This window comes from Alteraurantiacibacter lauratis, assembly GCF_037154155.1.
Classification (GTDB): Bacteria; Pseudomonadota; Alphaproteobacteria; order Sphingomonadales; family Sphingomonadaceae; genus Alteraurantiacibacter; species Alteraurantiacibacter lauratis.
Map to the genome: position 1 here is coordinate 133,348 of NZ_JBANRN010000001.1, position 21,410 is coordinate 154,757.

Genomic DNA, 21,410 nt, shown 5'->3' on the forward strand with positions numbered 1-21,410 from the left:
GTGTCGGTGAAACCAAACCTTAGCGGCCCGAACCCGGACCGTAGGTGATTTCCACGCGGCGGTTCTGCAGTTCGCGCACGCCGTCGGCGGTGGGAACGCGGTTCTGCGTTTCGCCGAAGGCTTCGCTGGAAATGCGTGCCGCGGGGATGCCGCGACCCACCAGATATTCCTGCACCGCGGCGTTGCGGCGTGCCGACAGGCCGACATTGTACTGCGCCGAGCCCGAACGGTCCGCGTGGCCGGCCAGCATGATCGCGGCGCTGCCGCAATTGCCGTAAGCCGTGACGGCCGAGTTGAGCACCGTGGCCGCTTCAGCCGTGATCGCCGAGGAATCCCAATCGAAGAACACGATGTAGGGGCCCTGGTTGCACTGCACCACCGGCGGCGGAGGCGGCGGGGGTGGAGGCGGCGGCGGCGGGGGAGGCGGCGGCGGGGGCGGCGGGGGCGGCGGCGGAGCCACCGGCGCCGGCGCTGGTGCGCCACCGAAGTTGTAGATCAGGCTCGCCAGCACCGAATGGGTGGTCAGATCATACCGGGCATTGCGTGAATTTGCGCCGGTCGCGGTTTGCTCATTGATGCTATAGCGGTCGTTAAGCGTCGCGTTTTCGACGTTGAAGTAGCGATACTTGATACCGATATCGATGTTGTCGGTAACCGGGGCATAAAGCCGCGCCACGCCCTGCCAGGCAAAACGAACATCGTTGTCGTCCAGCGCTACTCGACCGGGAACAGCGACATTGCGGAAGTCGACATCGGCAATGCCTGCGCCGCCACCGATGGAGAAGCCGATCCCGTCATTGCCGCCGAAATCGAGCATGAGATTGCCCATGCCGCTCCACACGCGCGCGCTGCCGCTCGCATCATAGGTGCCCGTCGCGAAATAATTGCCCCCTGTGGGAATGGGCCCCACCGGGCCAGTGATGGTGTCGATGCCGAAGCGCTTGTAGCTGCCTTCGGCTTCCAGGCGGACAGGGCCGAAGTCATAGCCGATGATGCCGCCCGCTTCCCAGCCGATATCCTTGGCTTCGGCATCGATGGACAGATTTGTCCCCGCGATGTCGAAGCGGGTGTCTTCGGCGTGGACAACGCCACCTTCGATGCCCAGGTAAACTTGGCCATCGCGCGCGATTGCCGGGCTTGCCAGAACGCTGGATGCGAGCAGCAAGCCGATTGCGCATTTCTTCATGCGTAAGACCCTTCCTTGATTGTCAAAATCCGTGGGGCTTTTCGATTAAGCCCACTTTGCGACAATCCCGCGACTAGCGAGAGGTTCCCGGCCAGGTCGCTTTTGGACGAAATCAGACCTCGCGCAGGCGCGGCATCAGTTCGACGAAATTGCAGGGCCGGTTGCGGGAATCGAGCTGTTCGGCAAGGATGCCGTCCCACCCGTCGCGCACCGCGCCATTCGAACCGGGCAGGGCAAAGATGTAAGTGCCGTCCGCCACCACCGCGCAGGCGCGCGATTGCACGGTGGAAGTGCCGATCGTGCTGAAGCTTATCAGACGGAAAATCTCGCCAAATCCGGGGATGTCGCGCGTTTTCACCCGGTCGAGCGCTTCGGGCGTCACATCGCGGCCCGTCAGCCCGGTGCCGCCGGTCGAAATGACTGCGTCAATCGCAGGATCATCGATCCAGACGCGCAGTTGCGCTGCGATCACATCGGCGTCGTCCTTCACGATCGTGCGCGCGGCCAGATTGTGCCCGGCATCGGTGATGCGCTGGGCCAGGATATCGCCCGACGTGTCCTCATCCGGGCCGCGGGTGTCGGATACGGTGAGCAGCGCGATATTGATGGGCTTGAACGCGCGCGATGTGTCGATGGCCATCAGTTCTCTCCTGATCCCGTGCCGGGGAAAGCAGGCCAGAGGTTCTGCGCCAGCGCGAGGCGGCTGGGCGAGGCGGCATTGGCCTGCCTTTCATACATCCAGTAATTGCGCATCACGATGGCGACATAGCTGCGCGTTTCCCAATAGGGGATGGCTTCCATGTAGAGCAGCGGATCGCCGAAATCGCGGATCTCGCTTTCCCAGCGCCGCACCGGCGTGAGGCCTGCATTATAGGCTGCCATGATCTTGGGCAGCTTGTCGCGGGTGGCGGGGTCTTCCTGCAGCATTTCCAGATTGCGTTGGCCGAACGCCAGATTGGTGCGCGGTTCGAAGATATCGACCCGGTCGGCATCCAGACCAAGGCGCGGCGCATGCTGGCGCACAGTGATGGGGGTGATCTGCATCAACCCCTGCGCATTGGCCGGGCTGCGCGCGCTGGCGCGGAAATTGGATTCCTGAAGGATATGCGCAAAGGCCAGCGCCGGATCGACGCGCCAGCCGTTGAGCGGTGTCCACTTTCCGACCGGATAATGGCTGGCCGGATCGGCGCGCGCGCCGGTGGGAGCGTTGTGCGCCATGGCAAGCTGTGTCTGCACGAAACCAAGTTCGCGGGCGAGGCGCGAGAGCGGCGCATATTCTTCGGCGGGGCCAATACGGGCCTGATATTGCAGGATTTCGCTCGCTGGCCCGTCTTGCCCGATCTCCGCCAGCGCCACCAATGTGCGCACATTGGAATGCCGGCTGAGCAGCGCCCAATCCTGCGCGGTGAAATCGGCCGCGGAAAAGCGGTCGCTCTGGCGGCGGCCCAGTTGTTCGGTCGCCAGCATTCCGTAAAGCGTCTGGTCCTCGCCCGCCGCTTCGGCCAGCAAGCTGCTCGACAGCGCCGGCTGGCGGCACCGCAGCGCCGCACGGCTGGCCCAATAGAGTGCCGCAGATCGCAGTTCGATATTCTGTGCCTGCATGGCGGCACTGCGGAAGGCCGCCAAAGCCTCGTCGCAATCGTTGAGCCGCCAGGCGGCCAGGCCGCGCGTCCATTCGCCCTCGGCCACCCATGGGCCACGCCCTTCGGCCACAGTGCGTGCCAGCGCCAGCGATTGCGGGTCCATGTTCTCGATGAAATAGGACCAGGCAACCCGCGTGCGCCATTCAGCCCGCGCCTCTGGCGAAAGCGCCGCGTCGACCCCATCAAGTAACAGCCGCGCGCCATCGGGATTGTCGTTGGTGATGGCGTTCAGGATCGCGCTGCTCACCCCTTCCGGCATGGTCGAATCGTCGATGGATGACGGGCGCACACGCCGGGGGAAGCTGCCCACCGGGCGCACCTGGTTTTCCACCGGCAGGCGCGGCGGATCGGTCAGGCCGCGCGTGGACCCCAGCCGGACAAGCTGTGGTGCCATAGGCAATTCGCGCCCCGTTTCCAGCCACGCGCGAATCTGTTCAACTTCAACACGCGGAGAACGGGGGTGGAGGTAATAGCGCGCCCGCGCCACCGCGTGCAGCGGGCCCTCGGCGCGCTCCGCAAACAGGCGCTGCACCTCGGCCCAGTTCTCCTCATCAATTGCGCGGAAGAGCGTGCGATACCAGGCTGCATCGGCATCGGAGAGCTGGCGCGGCACATCGGTTTGCGCAATGTGGGCAAGGTAATAATCGCGCGATCCTTGTGCCGTTGCAGGAAATGCCGCCAGCACGGCAATAAGGGCGACAGCGCCCGTGGCGAATATTTTCATAGCGTATCAGTCCATTCCAGCCAGCGCTCCCACAGCTGCGCGCGGGCGACGCTGTTCGCCAGAAGATTGTCGGGCGCATGGCTGGCAAGCAAGGGCAGCGCACCTTCGTTCAGCGGCAATTGCTGCACGCCCCGCCGCTTATCAAGGCCAAGCAGCGGCAGGATATCCATGCCCAGCACCAGCAGGCGCTGCGGTGCGGCGAGGTCGAGCAGATGCAGCAGCACATCGCCAAGGCCGCTTGTCCGCAAGCTGTCCCATCCGGGATGCGGCAGATGCGAGGGAAGCGCCGCCGCGACACATATCGCATCAGGCGCTAGGCCCATCGCCCGCTGCATATTGGCAATCAGCGTGCCGTGCCGGCCGGACAGCAGATGATCGTGATCCTCCGCTTCGGGCATGGGCACCAGAACCATCAGTGCCGCCGATGCCACGCCGCGCGGGGCGATCCGGCGGGCAGGCGGGCCCAGACTTGGTTCGGTCAGCCACCAGGGCACGAATTCGGCAAAGCTGGTTGGCCAGTTTGCGCGCTCTCCGCCGATGCGAGGCAGCGGGGGCGGGACTGGCTGTTCAGGTCGGGGGGCAGGCTCTTGCTCGGCGACGCCTGATGGCTTTCCCTGCGCATCCGTCGCATCTTGCATCCAGCGCACCGGGCTGTCGGCAAAGTCGCAATCCACGCCCGCATCCCGCCACCAGGCGATCGCGGCGGCGAACTGCTCCGCCAGATCAGCGGAAGGGCCGGGGGATGGGCGGCTTTCCATGCGCCTGCTCTTGACCTGCCTGCCGCCAGCGATCAAGCCCTGATGCCATGAACAACCTTTTGCAGGAGCCCTTGGGATGAACGCGCGGGAATCGATGCCGGTGGATGTCGTGATCGTGGGCGCGGGGCCAGCGGGCCTTGCCGCCGCGATCCGGCTGAAACAGATCGACGCCAATTGCGAGGTTGTCGTGCTGGAAAAGGGCGCGGAAGTTGGCGCGCATATCCTGTCGGGCGCGGTGGTCGATCCGCGTGCACTCGACGAATTGCTGCCCGATTGGCGCGCGACCTGCCCGATGGCACGGGTGCCGGTGACCGAGAACCACCATTGGGTGCTGACCGCGAACGGCAAGTGGGAATTGCCGCATCTGCTGATGCCGCCCTTGATGAGCAACAAGGGCAATTTCACCGGATCACTCGGCAATCTGACGCGATGGCTGGCCGAACAGGCTGAGGGGCTGGGCGTGCAGGTCTTCCCCGGCTTTCCGGCAAGCGAAGTGCTGTTCGATGAGGCCGGCAATGTCAGGGGCGTTGCCACGCAGGACATGGGTATCGCCGCCGATGGCAGCCACAAGCCCGATTACCAGCCGGGCATGGAACTGCACGCGAAATACACGCTGTTTGCCGAAGGCGCGCGCGGCCATCTGACCAAGCAGATGAAGGCGCGATTTGCGCTGGACGCAGACTGTCAGCCGCAGGTTTATGGGCTTGGGATCAAGGAGTTGTGGGACATTCCTGCCGATCGGCATGAGCCGGGGCGGGTGATCCACACGCAAGGCTGGCCGCTGTCGGAAAGCGACAGCTGGGGCGGCGGGTTCCTCTACCACCAGGCCGATGGGCAAGTGGCCTTGGGCTTTGTGACCGCGCTTGATTACAAGAACCCCTATGTCTCCCCGTTCGAGGAGTTTCAGCGCTGGAAGACGCACCCGGCTATCCACGCGGTGATCGAGGGCGGCAAGCGCGTGGCCTATGGCGCGCGCGCCATCAACGAGGGCGGCTGGCAGAGTGTGCCGACGCTCGCCTTCCCCGGTGGGGCGCTGATCGGCTGCGCGGCGGGCTTCGTCAATGTGCCGCGCATCAAGGGCAGCCACACTGCGATGAAAAGCGGGATGCTGGCCGCCGAAAGCATCGCCGCCGCACTGGCGGCAGGCCGCGAAAGGGACACGCTGGCCGATTACGATGCGGCAGTGAGGACAAGCTGGATCGCGGACGAACTCAAGAAGGTGCAGAACGCGCAGCCGCTGGTCGCCAAATTCGGCGGCGGACTGGGCAGCCTGTTTGCAGGTGCGGATATGTGGCTGCGCACTTTGGGTGTGAAGATCACCGGCGCACTGGGGCACCATACCGATGCGGCAAGCACGGGGCGTGCCGATCTGTACCAGCCGATCAAATATCCCAAGCCTGATGGCAAGATCACATTCGACCGTCTGTCTTCCGTGTTCCTTTCGGGCACCAACCATGCCGAGGATCAGCCGTGCCACCTGAAAGTGGCGGACATGGAATTGCAGCGGACAAGCGAGCTGGGCGTCTATGCCGGGCCCTCGACGCGCTATTGCCCGGCGGCGGTCTATGAATGGTTGCAGGAGGATGGCAGCGAGCCGCGTTATGTGATCAATGCGCAGAACTGCGTCCACTGCAAGACCTGCGACATCAAGGACCCGAACCAGAACATCAATTGGGTCACGCCCGAAGGCGGCGGCGGCCCGACCTATCCGAATATGTGATGGCTGGCCTGTGAGAGAAATCGCCTATGCCAAGATCAACCTTGCCCTGCATGTGCGGCGGCGGCGCGAGGATGGCTATCACGAGCTGGAAACACTGTTCGCCTTCGTCGATGCCGGCGACGTGCTGACCGCGCATCCCGCAGCGCAGGACAGCGTGACGACCGTGGGCGCGTTTGCGGGCGGGCTGGACAATCCGTTCGATAATCTGGTGGCAAAAGCGCTGTCCGCGCTGCCGCGCGCGCGGGGGCTTGCCGTGACCTTGGAAAAGAACCTGCCGGTTGCCGCTGGCCTTGGCGGCGGATCGGCGGATGCAGGCGCGGTGTTCCGCATGGTGCAGGCGCTGCACGGTCTGCCCGATGACTGGCGCACGCGGGCGTCAAAATTGGGCGCGGATGTGCCTGCCTGCGTCGAAAGCCGCACGCATATCGGGATGGGCACCGGTGCGGACAGGGCCGAGGTGGTCGATGATTTGGGGGGAACGCCCGTGCTGCTGGTCAACCCGCGGGTGCCGCTTGCCACCGGCCCGGTATTCAAGGCGTGGGACGGTATCGACCGTGGCGCCCTGCCGCAGGGAACCGCGCGCGAAATCGCCCAGGCAGGCCGGAACGACTTGCGCCGGCCCGCGGCCGGGCTGTGCCGCGGCATTGGTGAAGTGCTCCTGCGCCTTCGGTTGACGGGCGGCGCGTGGAAGGTGGAAATGTCCGGCTCCGGCGCAACCTGTTATGCCCTTTACGAGCACGAATGGCAGCGCGATGCGGCGGCGGCAGTGATCAGCGAATTTCGTCCCGATTGGTGGACATTGGCGGGCAAGCTCCGCTAATTGCAGGAAAATGGATCACGAAGCCTATCGCCTTGTTGGCCAGCCGCAACCCGGCGGTGTCCTTGTCGTGTCGGATCACGCCAGCAACCGCGTGCCCGATGATATCGACCTCGGTATCGCACCCGAATTGCTGGGCGAACATATCGCCATCGATATCGGCGTGGAGGCCATCGGCACGATCATGGCGCAGCAGGCGGGCTTTGCCGCGTTTCAGGGCCAGGTCAGCCGCCTTGTGTGCGATTTCAACCGCGACCGCGACAGCGCTGGCGTGGTGCCCGCCAGCAGTGACGGGCACACCATACCCGGCAATGCCCTGTCGCGAGAGGAGCGCGAGGCGCGGCTCACCCGGTTCTTCGATCCATACCACGCGGCCTTGGCCGACCTGCTGGCAGAGATGAAACCGGCGCTGGTCGTCTCGCTGCACAGCTTTACCCCGGCGCTTGCCACCTGCGACAAGCCCCGGCCATGGCAAGTGGGCGTCCTTTACAACCGCGATGACCGTGCCGCGCGCATTGCCATCTCCATGCTGGAGGTCGAAGGCCTGACTGTGGGCGATCAGGAGCCCTATTCGGGCGTCCTGCTCAACGCCACGATGAACCGGCATTGCGAGCCGGTTGGCCTGCCCTATGTGGGCATAGAGCTGCGGCAGGATATTGCGGGGCGGGAAAAGTTCCAGCCCGGCCTTGCCGATATGCTGGTGCGCATGGCGAAAACCTGCGTTCAGCGCCTCGGCAGCGCCTAGGCCGGATGGCCTAATCCGGCGCGGCTTGCGGGGGGCGGCCTTGCAAAGCGCTTGACCCTGTCGTCCAAGGTGACAAGAGCATGGGCCGCAAGGAGACACGACAATGCCCGCCTACCGTTCCCGCACCACCACTCACGGCCGCAACATGGCCGGCGCGCGCGGCCTGTGGCGCGCCACCGGCATGAAGGATGAGGATTTCGGCAAGCCGATCATCGCGGTGGTCAACAGCTTCACCCAGTTCGTGCCGGGCCATGTGCACCTGAAGGATCTGGGCCAACTGGTCGCGCGCGAGATCGAGGCGGCGGGCGGGGTCGCCAAGGAATTCAACACCATCGCGGTGGATGATGGCATCGCCATGGGCCATGACGGGATGCTTTATTCGTTGCCCAGCCGCGATCTGATTGCCGACAGCGTCGAATACATGGTCAACGCGCATTGCGCGGACGCCATGGTGTGCATTTCCAACTGCGACAAGATCACGCCGGGCATGCTGATGGCCGCGATGCGGATCAACATTCCGGCGGTGTTCGTGTCGGGCGGCCCGATGGAAGCGGGGAAGGTCGTACTCAATGGCAAGGAACATGCGCTCGATCTGGTCGATGCCATGGTTGCCGCCGCGGATAACAGTTACACCGATGAGCAAGTGGCCGAGATCGAGCGTTCCGCCTGCCCCACCTGCGGATCGTGCAGCGGCATGTTCACCGCCAATTCGATGAACTGCCTGACCGAGGCGCTGGGCTTGTCGCTGCCCGGCAACGGATCGGTGCTGGCCACCCATGCCGACCGCAAGAGCCTGTTCGAACGCGCCGGCCGCCTCTCCGTGGCGCTGGCGAAGCGTTATTACGAGGAGGACGACGAGAGCGTCCTGCCGCGCTCCATCGCCAGCTTTGCCGCGTTCGAAAACGCGATGACGCTGGATATTGCGATGGGCGGATCAACCAACACCGTGCTGCATCTGCTCGCCGCCGCTTACGAAGCGGGGGTGGACTTCACGATGAAGGATATCGACCGGCTTTCCCGCCGCGTGCCGTGCCTGTCCAAGGTCGCCCCGGCGAAAAGCGATGTGCATATGGAGGATGTTCACCGCGCAGGGGGTATCATGGCGATCCTCGGCCAGTTGGAACGCGCAGGCCTCATTCACACTGCGCTTCCCACCGTGCACAGCCCCACACTGGGTGATGCGCTGGATGATTGGGACATCAGCCGCACCAATAACCCCAAGGTGCATGAGTTCTACCGCGCTGCGCCAGGCGGGGTGCCCACGCAGGTCGCCTTCAGCCAGAACCGCCGGTGGAAGGAACTCGACCTCGACCGCGAAAACGGCGTGATCCGCAGCAAGGAGCACGCCTTCAGCCAGGATGGCGGGCTGGCCGTGCTGTATGGGAATATCGCCGTTGACGGCTGCATCGTGAAGACCGCGGGCGTGGATGAAAGCATCCTGAAGTTCACCGGCACTGCGCGCGTGTTCGAAAGCCAGGACGATGCCGTTACCGCTATCCTGACCGATCAGGTAAAGGCGGGCGATGTGGTGGTGATCCGCTATGAAGGACCAAAGGGCGGCCCCGGCATGCAGGAAATGCTTTACCCCACCAGCTACCTGAAATCGAAGGGGCTGGGCAAGGCTTGCGCGTTGTTCACCGACGGGCGCTTTTCGGGTGGCACGTCGGGCCTGTCGATCGGCCATGCCTCGCCCGAAGCGGCAGAGGGCGGCGCGATTGGTTTGGTGGAAGATGGCGACACCATCGCCATCGATATTCCGGAGCGCAGCATCAACCTGCTGGTTTCGGACGAGGAACTCGCTCGCCGCCGCGCCGCGATGGAGGCCAGGGGCGATGCCGCATGGCAACCGGCCAAGGAACGGCCGCGCAAGCTGTCGGTCGCGCTCAAGGCCTATGCGGCAATGACCACCAGTGCCGCGCGCGGGGCGATCCGCGATATTTCGCAACTCAAGCGCGGCTGATATGCGCGCGCCTGTTCCCGCCGTCATCCTGCTGGCGCTGGCGGCCTGCTCAGCGAGCGGAGACGAGGCGGAAGGCGAAGCGGCCGCGCGCGGCGAAACCATCGCCTGCGCCACGGGCGGCGCGGCGGAACTGGCTCCTGTCTGCACCGTCGAACGCGCGGTGGAAGACGGCGCTCTGATTTTGATTATCCATCACGAGGATGGCGGTTTCCGCCGTCTTGCGGTGCAAGGCGATGGATCGGGCGTGGCAGCGGCCGATGGTGCGGACCCGGCGCAGATCACCGTCTATGATGGCGAAATCGCGGTGACGGTAGCGGCCGATCGCTATATCCTGCCCGCTACGATTGCCGGCAGAACCGGCGAAACGGCAGGCGATGCCACGCCCTGACCAGATCCTCACCGTTGCCCAGATGCGGGCGGCAGAACAGGCGTTGATTGACGGCGAGGAAACCGTGTCCAGCCTGATGGAACGCGCCGGGGCGGGTGCGGCGGATTATATCTGGCGGCTTTCCGCAGGGCGTCCGGTTACCGTGCTGTGCGGGCCGGGCAATAATGGCGGCGATGGCTATGTCATTGCGCGTATCCTGCGCGAACGGGGCGTGGCGGTGCAGGTGGTGGCACCGCTGGAGCCGCGCACGGCTGCAGCCCGCGCGGCGCGCGCATCGTGGGGCGGGGAAACCGTTGCCCATTCCGCAGGGGAAGTCTTTGTCGATTGCCTGTTCGGCAGCGGGCTGGCGCGTTCGCTTGACCCGGCGCTGGAGCGGTTGCTGAACGATCTGGCTGGGGCGCATCGCCTGCGCATCGCGGTCGATCTGCCCAGCGGGGTGGATGCCGACAGCGGCGCCTGTCTCAACGCCGACCTCCCGGTTTTCGATCTGACGATTGCGTTGGGCGCGTGGAAGCCCGCGCATTGGCAGATGCCCGCGATGGAATTGATGGGCGCACGGCGGCTGGTCGATATCGGCATTGCCCAAGTGGCCGATGCCATGCGGGTCTCAACCCGTCCGCATCTCGCAGGCCCGCCCATGGGCGCGCACAAATACAGTCGCGGCCTGCTGAGCGTGGTGGGCGGAGCCATGCCTGGTGCAGCGGTGCTGGCGGCACGCGCAGCGCAAGGAGGGGGAGCCGGCTATGTCCGGATCGAGACGAGCGGGCGGGAAGGTCTTCCCGTGCCGCCCGACATTGTGCTTCGCCGCGTTCCGACCGAGGAATTGCTCCACGACCGGTGGATCGACGCGGTGCTGATCGGGCCGGGCCTTGGCCGGGGGAGCGAGGCGCAAGCCATTCTGGCCGCGGTGCTCGAACGCGACATTCCCACCGTGTGCGATGCCGATGCCCTGCACCTTCTGGAGCCCCCCATGCTGCAGGGGCGCACCGCCGCGCTGATCGTGACCCCGCATGAGGGGGAACGCGAGGCGCTCAGCGAGGCGTTCGGCGTTGTGGGGGACGCGCGGATCGAGGAGGTCGTTGAACTGGCCGAGGCGTTGAGCGCGGTGGTGCTCGCCAAGGGGCCGGATACGCTGATTGCCGCACCGGGGACGCCGCTCACTTTCATGCCGCCTGCTTCAAGCTGGCTCAGTACCGCTGGCACGGGCGATGTGCTGGCCGGGCTTGTGGCCAGCCGCCTTGCCGCCAGTGCTGATGATCCGGTTCGGGCGGCGGAAGAGGCGTGCTGGCTCCATGCCGAGGCGGCGCGGCTTGCCGGTCCTGCATTTTCCGCTGGGCTGCTGGCGGCGCACCTGCCGCAGGCGTGGAGAGCATTTCTGTGAGCGGGCTGGAAGAAATCATCCGCATCGCCGCCAAGGGCGATGGCGTCACCGCGTCGGGCCGCCACGTTCCCGGCACCGCGCCGGGCGATCTGGTCGCGGCCGACGGCACGATCACACGGGGGCCGCACCATATCGATCCGCCGTGCCGCCTTTTCGGCCAATGCGGCGGGTGCGAATTGCAGCAGGTGGACGATACCGGGCTTGCGGACATGGTGAAAGGGCGCGTGGTCCATGCCGCCAGAGCGCAGGGGATGGAGCCCGCAAGGGTCGCGCCCACGCATCTCTCTCCGCCGCGGTCGCGCCGCCGGGCTTCGCTACGGGCAGTGAACGGAGGCGGAGGCCGGGCGCTGATCGGCTTTCATGCCGCCGGATCGCACCGGGTGGTGGATCTGCGCGAATGCCATGTGCTCGCCCCGGATTTGTTCACGATTAGTGGCAGGTTACGCAATTATCTTTCTAAACGAAAAGGCAAGTTTTCGGCCGAGATTGATCTGACTCTGATCGATCAAGGGGTGGATTGCACCATCCGCAACCTGCCTGTCGAAGGGCTGGAACAGACCGAGGACCTCCTCGATTTCTGCCGCGACACCGCTCTGGCAAGGCTGTCGCTCGATCAGGGTTTTGGCGCGGAAACATTCTGGGAACCGGAGCCGGTCACTGTGACGCTGGGCGGCGTGGCGGTGCCGTTTCCGCAAGGCGCCTTCCTGCAGGCGACGCAGGATGGCGAAGATGCACTCACTGGCGCGGTGCGCGGATGGCTGGGCGATTGCCGCGCGGTGGCTGATCTGTTCGCAGGGCTGGGCACCTTCACCTTTGCGCTGCCCCCGCACATCCCGGTTCTGGCCGCAGAGGCGGCGCGCGACGCGGTATTGGCCTGCAAGGCGGCCGCATCCCGCCACCGTCGGCCCGTTGAAGCGGTGCACCGCGATCTGTTCCGTAATCCGTTGCAACCGGCAGAACTGGCGCGGTTTGACGGGGTCGTGCTTGATCCCCCGCGTGCCGGGGCGCGGTCGCAGGTCGAGCAACTGGCCGCAAGCGGGGTCGCAAAAATCGCCTATGTAAGCTGCAATCCCGTCAGCTGGTCGCGTGATGGTGCCTTGCTGGCTGCGGCAGGCTACCGGTTGGCTGAGGTCCGCCCGGTGGGTCAGTTCCGCTGGTCAACCCATGTCGAGCTGGCCAGCCTCTTCCTCAAGGACGGTGAATAACGCGTTGAAAAGCCATGCGGAGGAAGCCTCGTCACTAAATCCGTGATCGGCGCCTTCGCACAGCTGCCACAGTCGCTTGCTGGCAGGCCACGCCGCCATGAACGCCTGCGCCGTGCGGTCTCTTGGGGCCAGCAGGATGGCAGTCTTGCCCGCAAAGCGCGCGTGCCCGGCCTGTATGTCGCCCAACAGGCCCGAAGGGGGCCGAGAGGGACTGAGAGCACGGCGCAGGCCGTTCAGCAGCTTTGCGAGCGACACATCGCCACTGAGAAGGCGCAGCACTTCGCGCGGGGATTTCAGCTTTGCCGCATAGCGTGCGCGGACCGCTTGCGGGGCTGGGGCTTCGTCCGCCGAATCGAAGGTCCACGGGTTGGCCAGCACCAGTGCATCGCATCCTGCACCGCCGGCAAGCAGCAGCGCGCTGGCCGCATCGCAATTGCCGAAAGCGACAAGGCGCTCGATATGGGGTGCCTGTGCGCGGAAAGCCGCGATGGCGGCGGCGATATCGGGCGCGCTTCCGGTGAAACCGCTGTTGCTGCCGGTGGAATCGCCCACGCCGCGCCGGTCGAATCGCAGCACCGGATAGCCTGCAGCCGCGATTCGGGCGGCCAGCCTTGCCTGCCCGCTGAACGCCCCGCTGCGTACCTCGTTGCCGCCCGTTACAATCAGCAGGCCCACCCGGCCTTCCGCATCATCCAGCGTGGCGGCGAGCGTTTCTCCTGCGCAAGCAAAGGTAAAATGGCGACGACTCATCCACCCAAATCCTGCACGACTCGCACTGCCAGCGCTTCGGCCTGCGCGGCATCGTGATCGGGCTCGGCGCGCAGCCACAGGCCCGCCGCGCCAAAATCCGCCGGGGTCAGCGTGTGCAGGCCATGCGCGGGCAGTTCCGCCTCGGCCAGCGCCGTCACCATGCCCGCGCCCAGATGATATCCGCCCAGCGCCAGCCCTTCGCCTTTGCCGGTTTCGAGCAAGGCCTCGCTGCTTTCGCTGCGGTTTGCCTCCTTCGCTGCGACGACCCGCGCCCGCAGCAGGGCGCGCAATGCCGCTTTTCCGGCAAGCGGCGCAAAGGCCCATCCGGGCAGATCGGGCGCCAGATTCACGCCTGCGCGGATGGCCAGCACATGGGTGCATCCATAGGCCTGCGATGCGGCACGAGCGGCCCCGCGCCAGCTTGCCAGATCCTGCGCTGCCAGCGGGGCGAGGCTTTCGTTGCAGCCGGGCAGATCGGGCATCACGCTGGCAACCCCTTCGCGTTCGAGCCTGCGCAAGACCTCCACGGTGAAATGCCGCAGCTTGTTTGCTTCATCAAACCAGGCGGGCAGCACCAGCAGGCGCATGGAGGCGGACGGATCGCCGAAGGTCAGCGCCAGTTCCTCCTGCCCGCTCGGCGCAGTGTAGCTGGCGATGTGCACCGCGGGTCAGCCTGCCTGCCGCTTGGCCGTGACGAAGGCCAGCAATGCGCCAAAACTTTCCAGCATTTCGCCGTCAATCTCGTCGTCCTCGATCGTGATCGCAAGCCGATCCTCCATCTCGGTCAGCAAGGTTGCGACCGCCATGGAATCGAGTTCGGGCAGGTGGCCAAACAGGCCGGTATCTGCGTCAAATGCGTCCACGCGGTGTTGCGGCAGGCCAAGGCAATCGCGCAAGACTGCGCGCAGTTCAGTCTCGATCAGGGATGGGTCGGTCATATTGCGCCCCTAATCGTCGGAAGGGGGCGATACAAGGTTGCGGATCAGTGCCTTGGCCAGAAGTGGCCAGTGGCGCGGCGCGGCTGGATGGATGCAGGTGAGCGCAAAGCGCGGGCGCACCGCGTCCATCCAGTCCGCCTTGTAACTGTCATTGCCGGTGCCAAAATCGACTTCGGCCACGCGGTCGCGGTCAATCACCTGCTCCATCAGCGCGGCGGTCAGCGTGGTGCCAGGGGAAAGCGCTTCCGCGGCGGGCAGATGGGCCAGCTTGTGGATATAGGCCGTGCCATCCTCCACGCTCCAGAACTGCGCGGCCACCGGCTGGCCATCGGCCAATGCCATGCCGAACAGGTAATGGCCGCGTGCACTCTCCTGCTTGGCAAAGGCGCGCAGCAAGGCCGGATCGCCTTCGGCCGGTTTCCAGCTTGCCGCATAGATTGCCTCGTAAGCGGCCCAGTCATCGGCGTCGAAGCGGCGGGACAGGCGCACCACCACCTTCTTTGCCTTGCGTTTCAGCGTGGTGCGCAATGCGCCGGGTCGGGAGGCGAGATATTCGGCGAAACTGCGCCCGTCGATGGCGAGAAAGTGGTTGGTGTCGCAGATGTCGCGCCTGACAAAAAAGCCCGCGCGGCGAAAGGTGGCCGCCAGCCGATCGGCGGTGGCTTCGTCCAGCTTGGACAGGGTCAGGACATGGGACCGCAAGCTGCGCGCCAGGAGATCGAGCAGGTCAGGGCTGGCCCCTGCCGATTCCAGCGGCGCCCAGGTGAAGGCATACCAGTTGGTCAGCACCTCCAGCCCTTTGGCTCCGCGCATCAGGGGCAAGACGATGGTGCCGCTGCTGTCGCGGGCCATGGGGAGAAAGGCGCGCGCGCCCGCCGCTTCCAGGGCCGCAAACCATTCCACCCGCGCAAACGGCCCCTTGCCGCACAGGCCAAGGCCATGCAGTTCGTTAACCGTGTCGTGATAGGCGATTTCGCCCAAAGCCCGCTTCTCCAGATGGAGTTCATGTGTCCACTGCGCCCGATCCCGTGCCGCGCCCGCTCGATCACCTCGCAGTGTGCGGGGTCGATGGCGATGCGGCGCTGATCCTGCGCGAGGGCACGCTTAGCTGGAAGGACTTAAGAAGCCGTGTCGCGCAGCTTGCGGGCTGGCTGGATTCGCTGGGGCTGGAATCCGGCGCGCGGGTGGCGACATGGGCCGCCAAGGGTGAAGTGACCTGCCTGATGCCGCTGGCAGCGGCCCGCGCCGGCCTTGTTCATGTGCCGATCAATCCGCTGCTCAAACGGGCGCAGGTAAACCATATTCTTGCCGATTGCGGGGCCCGCCTGCTGATCGGCACGCCTGCGCGGCTTGTCACGCTGGAGAGCGGCGACCTTCCCGCCGGGTGCCAGGTGGTGGAGGAGGGGGCGGCTTTGGCTATTGCCTATGCGGACGGGCGCGAAATGCCACCGTCAGCCGCCGATCCGGCTGATCTGGCGGCGATCCTCTACACCAGCGGATCGACCGGGCGGCCCAAGGGGGTGATGCTGAGCCATGCGAATATGTGGCTGGGGGCGGTCAGCGTTGCCCATTATCTGGGGCTGGCGGCCGATGATGTGACATTGGCCGTGCTGCCGCTGAGCTTCGATTACGGGCAGAACCAGTTGCTTTCCACATGGGTGGCGGGCGGATGCGCGGTGCCGCTCGATTACCTGCTGCCGCGCGATGTGGTGAAGGCCTGTGCGCGGCACGGCGTCACCACGCTGGCCGCTGTGCCGCCCCTGTGGGTGCAGGTGCTGGATGCGGATTGGCCGCCCGAATCTGTCATTCCGCTCCGCCGCCTGACCAATAGTGGCGGCGCGCTGACGGTGGATCTGGTACGGCGGCTGCGCGGCACTTTCCCGCAGGCGCGGCTGTTTGCGATGTATGGCCTGACCGAAGCCTTCCGTTCGACCTTTCTCGATCCCGCGCTGATTGACAGCCACCCCACTTCGATGGGCAGGGCGATCCCCTTTGCCGAGGTTCTGGTGGTCAACGATGCGGGAGAAATCACGGCCGATGGCGAGGAGGGGGAGCTGGTGCATTGCGGGCCGCTGGTGGCGCAGGGTTATTGGAACGACCCAGCACGCACGGCGGAGCGGTTTCGCCCCGCGCCCGCAGCCTCGGCCTATGGCGGGATGGCGGTGTGGTCGGGCGACCGGGTGGTGCGCGATGCGGCAGGGCTGCTCTATTTCGTGGGCCGGCGCGATGCGATGATCAAGAGCGCGGGCAACCGCATCAGCCCTTCCGAAGTGGAGGAGGCCGCGCTTGCCACCGGCCTTGCGGTGGAGGCGGTCGCGATGGGCGTGCCCGATGCACGGTTGGGGCAGGCGATCTGCCTGTTCGTGCGCGGTTCCGGTGATGCAGATGGCTTGCACAATGCGTTGCGGCGTGATTTGCCCGGCTTCATGCAGCCGCACACGATCCGCTATCTCGACGCCATGCCGCTTGGCCCCAATGGCAAGATTGACCGCGCCGCGCTGGCGCGGATGGTGCAGGGCGAGGCGGCGCAATGAAGCCGCTTGGCCCCATTCCCCCCGGTTTTGCCGCGCGCGATGGCGAATTGGCGATTGGCGGGCGCAAGGCATCTGCGCTGGTGAAGGAGGCGGGCGGAACGCCGCTGTTCGTCTATGCGCGGGCGTTGATTGATGCGCGTATGGCGGCCCTGCGCGCAGCCATGCCCGCGCGGCTGAAGATTCATTACGCGATGAAAGCCAATCCCTTCGCGCCGCTGCTCGAACATATGGCCGAATTGGTCGACGGGCTCGACATTGCATCGGGCGGCGAGTTGGCGATGGCGCGCAAGGCGGGATTTACCCCGCGCGAGATCAGCTTTGCCGGGCCGGGCAAGACCGATGGGGAACTCACCGCCGCGATCCGGCAGGGTGTGACGCTGAATCTGGAATCAGCTGGCGAAGCGCGCCGTGCGCTCGCCATCGGCACAGCTTTGGGTGTAGCGCCGCGCCTTGCCATCCGGGTGAACCCCGATTTCGAGTTGCGCGGATCGGGCATGAAGATGGGCGGCGGAGCCAAGCCCTTTGGCGTGGATGAGAGCGCGGTTGTGCCGCTGGCGCGTGAGATCATCGCGGGCGGGGCGGTGTGGCGCGGCCTGCATATCTACACCGGCAGCCAGGCGCTCGATGCGGGCGCGGTGATCGAGATGCAGGGCAAGGTGCTGGATTTGGCCGTGCGGCTGACGCGCGAAATCGGCGCACCGCTGGTGCATCTCAACATGGGGGGCGGTTTTGGCATTCCCTATTTTGACAAGGACCGCCCGCTCGACATTGCCGCCGTGGGCAGCGCGCTGGCGGTGCGCCTTGCGAGCGTCCCGTCAGGGCTGGAAGATACGGAAATTGCGATCGAACTCGGCCGTTATCTTGTGGGCGAGGCGGGGGTTTACCTGACCCGCATTGTCGACCGGAAGGAAAGCCACGGGCAGGTTTTTCTCGTCTGCGACGGAGGGATGCATCACCAACTGGCCGCCAGCGGCAATTTCGGCACGGTGGTGCGTCGCAATTATCCGCTCGCCATCGCCACCCGGTTTGACGCAGCGGCAGAGGAGGAGGCCAGTGTGGTAGGGTGCCTGTGCACCCCGCTCGACCGGCTGGCGGATCAGGCGCATCTGCCGCGTGCCGAGGTGGGCGATCTGGTGGCCGTGTTCTGCGCCGGGGCCTATGGCGCCAGCGCCAGTCCTTCCGCCTTTCTGGGGCAGGGACCGGCGCGCGAATTGCTCGTTTAAGCTCTTCACCGATCTGCGTCCCCTTTCGGGACAGCGCCTTGAAAATCCCGCAAATCAGGGCGTTTCGAGGCCAAGGCTAACGCAATGTTCACCCTTTTTGGCCAGTGTGCACGCTGGATCCAAGGGGCCGTGGAGCCGTGGCGGGCTTTTCCCGCCGCCGCTTCTGTTGCCCGAACACCTTTGAGGACGCGCGCAATGCGAAGGAACAGAACTGCCTCCCTGCTGGCTGCCGGTGCCACGGCATCGCTGGTGCTGACGGGTTGCGCCAGCCCCGGCACCGCGCCGCGCCTTGCGCCTGCTACCTTTGTCGCCATGCAGGAAGGGCCGGGCGAGGAATATGTCATTGGCCCGCTCGACGAACTCACCATCCATGTCTGGCGCAATGACGAGCTGGGCGCCGAAGTGCAGGTGCGCCCCGATGGCCGCATCACCACGCCGCTGGTTGCCGATATGCCCGCCGTGGGCAAGACGCCCACCATGCTGGCCGAGGATATCCGCCTGCAACTGAGCCAATACATCGCCGATCCGCTGGTGACGGTGATCGTCAACAAGTTTGCCGGCACGTTCAGCCAGCAGGTGCGCATTGTGGGCGCGACCGAACAGCCGGCCTCGCTGCCTTATCGCGCCAATATGACGCTGCTCGACGCGATGATCGCGGTGGGCGGCTTGTCCGAATTTGCCGCAGGCAACCGCGCACGCCTGATCCGGTTTGATCGCACCACCGGTCGTCAGCAGGAATACGGCCTGCGCCTCAACGATCTGCTGCGCCGGGGACAGAGCGAGGCGAATGTGATGCTGATGCCGGGGGATGTGATCATCATCCCCGAAAGCATGTTCTGACAGGGAGCGACGGGCATTGAACCTCCTCCTTGAAGAAGTGCGCGCGGCGATCTGGTCGGTCTGGAACCGGCGCTGGCTGGCGCTGGGCATTGCTTGGGCAGTGTGTCTGGCCGGGTGGCTGGCTGTGGCGCTGATCCCCAATTCCTATGCCTCGGAAGCGCGCATTTTCGTGCAGCTCGATGATGTGCTGGCCGAACAGATCGGCATCGGCACCGCGAGCCGGCAGCGCGGGATCGAGCGTGTGCGTCAGACATTGGTGAGCGCGGTCAATCTGGAAAAGGTGGTCCGCTCCACCTCGCTGGGCGACGGAATTACCGATGCCAGCGACATGGAACGCGCGGTGGAGGCCTTGTCCAAGGACATCAAGGTCACCTCCGAAGGCGAAAACATGTTCGAAATCACCGCCAGCAGCGGGCGGCGCAACCTGAGCGACAGCGAAAACGCGCTATTGGCGCAGACCATTGTGCAGCGCATGATCGACATCTTCCGCGAGGAAAACCTGGGCGGTGCGCGCGGCGACATGGCCAGTTCGATCGATTTCATCAACGAACAGCTCGCCCAGCGCCAGCGCGAACTGGAAGAGGCCGAGCAACGCCGGCTGGAGTTCGAAGCGCTGCATCCCGAACTGATCGGCGGCACCGCCGCGCTTCAGCAAAGTCTCAATGCCTCACGCGCGGAATTGCGCAGCGTCGAGGCGGATCTGGCGGCGGCGGAAAGTGCGCTGGCTGCCATCGACGGGCAGATTGCCAGCACGCCGCGCACATTGCTGACGGCCGAAGGCGGCGGCCCGCGCGTGCTGTTGGCGCAGGCCGAGGCGACGCTGAGCCAATACCGGGCGCAAGGCCTGACCGATCAGCACCCCGACGTCGTCACCATTACCCGGCAGATCGCCACCCTGCGCGAGCGGGCTGCGGCGGACAATGGTGCAACCGGGACACAGAATCCGGCCTACACATCGCTTGTCACCATGCGCGCGCAGAGGCTTGCCTCGGTGCAGGCATTGCAATCGCGCGCAGCGGCGCTGCGGGCGGAAATCTCCTCGGTCATGGCGAGCCAATCGCGCGAGCCGGGCGTATCGGCCGAAGCGCAGCGCATCAGCCGCGATTACGAAGTGCTGCGCACCCAGTATGAAGAATTGCTTCGCGACCGCGAACAGTTGCGCCTGCGCGGGCAGGTGGAGACCGAGCGCAGCGCGGTGCAGTTCGAAGTGGTCGATCCGCCGTCCACCCCGCGCAAGCCCGCCGCCCCCAACCGGCCGCTGTTGCTGTTCGGCGTGTTGATCCTTGGCCTTGGCGCGGGCGCAGGCACGGCCTTCGCGCTCAGCAAACTCGGCTCGACCTTCTCCACCGCCAGCCAGCTTGAGCGGACATTCGATCTGCCCGTGATCGGCACGGTCAGCCATGCGCTGACGGTGGCGGGCAAGGAAGTGGCGGCACGCCGGATGAAATATTTTGCCGCCGCGTCGGGCGGGCTGGGCGTTGTCTTCGTGGTCTTGCTTGGCCTGGAAATCGCGCAGCGCGGGCTGATGGCGTGAGGGGGAACGCATGACCGAACACAGCAAGATCCCTCTGCCCGGCAGCCCTGACGATGCGGGCAAGGCCGGGGGCAAGTCGCTGTTCGAGCGGGCCGAGGGCCTGATTGGCAAGTCGGGCTTTGCCCCCGCACCCGTTCCGCGCGAACTGGCCCAGCCCGTCAACCGGCCGCTGAACAACAAGGTCACGCGTCGCGCCGCAGCGGAGGCGAGCGAATCCGCCCCGCCATATCCGCCGGCTGACGCTGTTGCGGTTACCACCGCACCACCACAGGCAGACGCCCCGGTTGCTGCTCCTTCCGAGCCACCGGCCCCGCGCATCGAACTCACCCGCCGTCGCGGCGTGATCGACCGGGAAAGGCTTGCCTATAACGGGCTCATCAACCCTGAAGGCCCGGTTACCACGCTGCTGGAGGAATTCCGCATCGTGAAGCGCCAACTGCTCAAATCGGTGCGCGCGGGGACGGAAGGCCCTCGCGCCGATCTGGCGCAGCGCATACTGGTGTGTTCGCCCCTGCCCAATGAAGGCAAGACCTTCTGCGCCACCAATCTGGCGCTGGCGCTGGCGACCGAGCGCGATTGCGAAGTGGTGCTGGTGGATGCCGATGTCGCCAAGCCATCAATCCTGTCGCTGCTGGGCCTGCCCAAGGGGCCGGGCCTGATGGATGCGCTCGCCAATCCCGCCATCGCGATAGAGGACTGCGTGATCGCCACCGATATCGCCGGGCTCTATGTCCTGCCTGCCGGGAACCAGACCCACGCCGACAGCGAATACCTCGCCAGCGCGCGCACGGCAGAGGTTCTCGCACGGTTGACGCAGGGCGCGCCCGAACGGGTGCTGATCTTCGATTCCCCGCCTGCGCTGGCCGCATCGCCCGCCGCCGATCTGGCCCACCATGTGGGGCAGGCGGTTGTCGTCACCCGCGCCGACAAGACCGGGCAGAGCGCGCTGGAAGATGCGCTGACGCTGCTGTCCAGTTGCCCCGACCTCAAGCTGCTTTTGAACGATGCCCGTTTCAGCCCCAGCGGCCGCCGCTTCGGCTCGTATTACGGATATGGAGGCTAGG

The 21,410-nt window shown here is 65.7% G+C and carries 20 protein-coding genes; 12 read left to right on the forward strand and 8 right to left on the reverse strand.

The window, feature by feature from the left end:
- Positions 1-19 precede the first annotated feature (19 nt).
- The 4 genes from WFP39_RS00625 to WFP39_RS00640 form a co-directional block, all read right to left on the reverse strand.
- Positions 20-1,186, reverse strand: a complete 1,167-nt coding sequence (locus tag WFP39_RS00625) for an OmpA family protein (RefSeq protein WP_336917166.1) — start codon at positions 1,184-1,186, stop codon at positions 20-22.
- 112 nt (positions 1,187-1,298) lie between these two features.
- Complete coding sequence (moaB, locus tag WFP39_RS00630) at positions 1,299-1,826, reverse strand: molybdenum cofactor biosynthesis protein B (RefSeq protein WP_336917167.1); 528 nt, start codon at positions 1,824-1,826, stop codon at positions 1,299-1,301.
- Positions 1,826-3,553, reverse strand: coding sequence for a lytic transglycosylase domain-containing protein (locus WFP39_RS00635; protein WP_336917168.1), 1,728 nt, complete (start codon positions 3,551-3,553; stop codon positions 1,826-1,828). The genes moaB and WFP39_RS00635 overlap by 1 nt, the downstream gene beginning before the upstream one ends.
- A complete protein-coding gene (locus WFP39_RS00640) occupies positions 3,550-4,311 on the reverse strand; it encodes a hypothetical protein (RefSeq protein ID WP_336917169.1) in 762 nt (253 codons plus the stop codon). The genes WFP39_RS00635 and WFP39_RS00640 overlap by 4 nt, the downstream gene beginning before the upstream one ends.
- Positions 4,312-4,387: 76 nt before the next feature.
- Here WFP39_RS00640 and WFP39_RS00645 point away from each other — a divergent pair, with 76 nt between their 5' ends.
- The 7 genes from WFP39_RS00645 (at position 4,388) to WFP39_RS00675 (ending at position 12,527) form a co-directional block, all read left to right on the forward strand.
- On the forward strand, positions 4,388-6,031 hold the full coding sequence (locus tag WFP39_RS00645; RefSeq protein WP_336917170.1) for an electron transfer flavoprotein-ubiquinone oxidoreductase: 1,644 nt from the start codon (positions 4,388-4,390) through the stop codon (positions 6,029-6,031).
- A 10-nt stretch (positions 6,032-6,041) separates the two neighbouring features.
- Positions 6,042-6,851: a 4-(cytidine 5'-diphospho)-2-C-methyl-D-erythritol kinase gene (locus WFP39_RS00650; RefSeq protein WP_336917171.1), complete on the forward strand. Its 810-nt coding sequence runs from the start codon at positions 6,042-6,044 to the stop codon at positions 6,849-6,851.
- Between the two features lie 10 nt (positions 6,852-6,861).
- Positions 6,862-7,593 carry an N-formylglutamate amidohydrolase gene (locus WFP39_RS00655; RefSeq protein ID WP_336917172.1) on the forward strand — a complete coding sequence of 244 codons (732 nt, stop codon included), beginning with the start codon at positions 6,862-6,864 and terminating at the stop codon, positions 7,591-7,593.
- A 103-nt stretch (positions 7,594-7,696) separates the two neighbouring features.
- Positions 7,697-9,553 carry a dihydroxy-acid dehydratase gene (gene ilvD, locus WFP39_RS00660; RefSeq protein WP_336917173.1) on the forward strand — a complete coding sequence of 619 codons (1,857 nt, stop codon included), beginning with the start codon at positions 7,697-7,699 and terminating at the stop codon, positions 9,551-9,553.
- Between the two features lies 1 nt (position 9,554).
- Positions 9,555-9,941: a hypothetical protein gene (locus tag WFP39_RS00665; protein WP_336917174.1), complete on the forward strand. Its 387-nt coding sequence runs from the start codon at positions 9,555-9,557 to the stop codon at positions 9,939-9,941.
- A complete protein-coding gene (locus tag WFP39_RS00670) occupies positions 9,928-11,322 on the forward strand; it encodes an NAD(P)H-hydrate dehydratase (protein ID WP_336917175.1) in 1,395 nt (464 codons plus the stop codon). Before WFP39_RS00665 ends, WFP39_RS00670 begins: the two co-directional genes overlap by 14 nt.
- A complete protein-coding gene (locus WFP39_RS00675) occupies positions 11,313-12,527 on the forward strand; it encodes a class I SAM-dependent RNA methyltransferase (protein WP_377923207.1) in 1,215 nt (404 codons plus the stop codon). Before WFP39_RS00670 ends, WFP39_RS00675 begins: the two co-directional genes overlap by 10 nt.
- On the opposite strand, the gene WFP39_RS00680 is transcribed toward WFP39_RS00675, so the two are convergent.
- From WFP39_RS00680 to WFP39_RS00695, 4 genes are read right to left on the reverse strand one after another with little or no spacing between them, the layout of a single operon-like run.
- Positions 12,480-13,277 carry a hydrolase 1, exosortase A system-associated gene (locus WFP39_RS00680; protein WP_336917177.1) on the reverse strand — a complete coding sequence of 266 codons (798 nt, stop codon included), beginning with the start codon at positions 13,275-13,277 and terminating at the stop codon, positions 12,480-12,482. The two genes, WFP39_RS00675 and WFP39_RS00680, sit on opposite strands and share 48 nt — an antisense overlap.
- The gene (locus WFP39_RS00685) at positions 13,274-13,939 is read right to left on the reverse strand and encodes an alpha/beta hydrolase family protein (RefSeq protein ID WP_336917178.1); all 666 of its coding nucleotides are present in this window, start codon (positions 13,937-13,939) and stop codon (positions 13,274-13,276) included. The genes WFP39_RS00680 and WFP39_RS00685 overlap by 4 nt, the downstream gene beginning before the upstream one ends.
- A 6-nt stretch (positions 13,940-13,945) precedes the next feature.
- Positions 13,946-14,215: an acyl carrier protein gene (locus WFP39_RS00690; protein WP_336917179.1), complete on the reverse strand. Its 270-nt coding sequence runs from the start codon at positions 14,213-14,215 to the stop codon at positions 13,946-13,948.
- Between the two features lie 9 nt (positions 14,216-14,224).
- Positions 14,225-15,196 (reverse strand): GNAT family N-acetyltransferase, encoded by a 972-nt coding sequence (locus tag WFP39_RS00695; RefSeq protein WP_336917180.1) that lies wholly within the window; start codon positions 15,194-15,196, stop codon positions 14,225-14,227.
- Between the two features lie 26 nt (positions 15,197-15,222).
- Between WFP39_RS00695 and WFP39_RS00700 the strand changes: the two genes are divergently transcribed.
- From WFP39_RS00700 to WFP39_RS00720, 5 genes are all read left to right on the forward strand, one after another.
- On the forward strand, positions 15,223-16,749 hold the full coding sequence (locus tag WFP39_RS00700) for an acyl-CoA ligase (AMP-forming), exosortase A system-associated (RefSeq protein ID WP_336917181.1): 1,527 nt from the start codon (positions 15,223-15,225) through the stop codon (positions 16,747-16,749).
- Positions 16,746-17,972 (forward strand): pyridoxal-dependent decarboxylase, exosortase A system-associated, encoded by a 1,227-nt coding sequence (locus WFP39_RS00705; protein WP_336917182.1) that lies wholly within the window; start codon positions 16,746-16,748, stop codon positions 17,970-17,972. Before WFP39_RS00700 ends, WFP39_RS00705 begins: the two co-directional genes overlap by 4 nt.
- Before the next feature lie 195 nt (positions 17,973-18,167).
- Positions 18,168-18,812, forward strand: coding sequence for an XrtA/PEP-CTERM system exopolysaccharide export protein (locus tag WFP39_RS00710; protein ID WP_336917183.1), 645 nt, complete (start codon positions 18,168-18,170; stop codon positions 18,810-18,812).
- Between the two features lie 16 nt (positions 18,813-18,828).
- Positions 18,829-20,346, forward strand: a complete 1,518-nt coding sequence (locus WFP39_RS00715) for an XrtA system polysaccharide chain length determinant (RefSeq protein ID WP_336917184.1) — start codon at positions 18,829-18,831, stop codon at positions 20,344-20,346.
- Between the two features lie 10 nt (positions 20,347-20,356).
- The gene (locus WFP39_RS00720; RefSeq protein WP_336917185.1) at positions 20,357-21,409 is read left to right on the forward strand and encodes a P-loop NTPase family protein; all 1,053 of its coding nucleotides are present in this window, start codon (positions 20,357-20,359) and stop codon (positions 21,407-21,409) included.
- Position 21,410 lies beyond the last annotated feature (1 nt).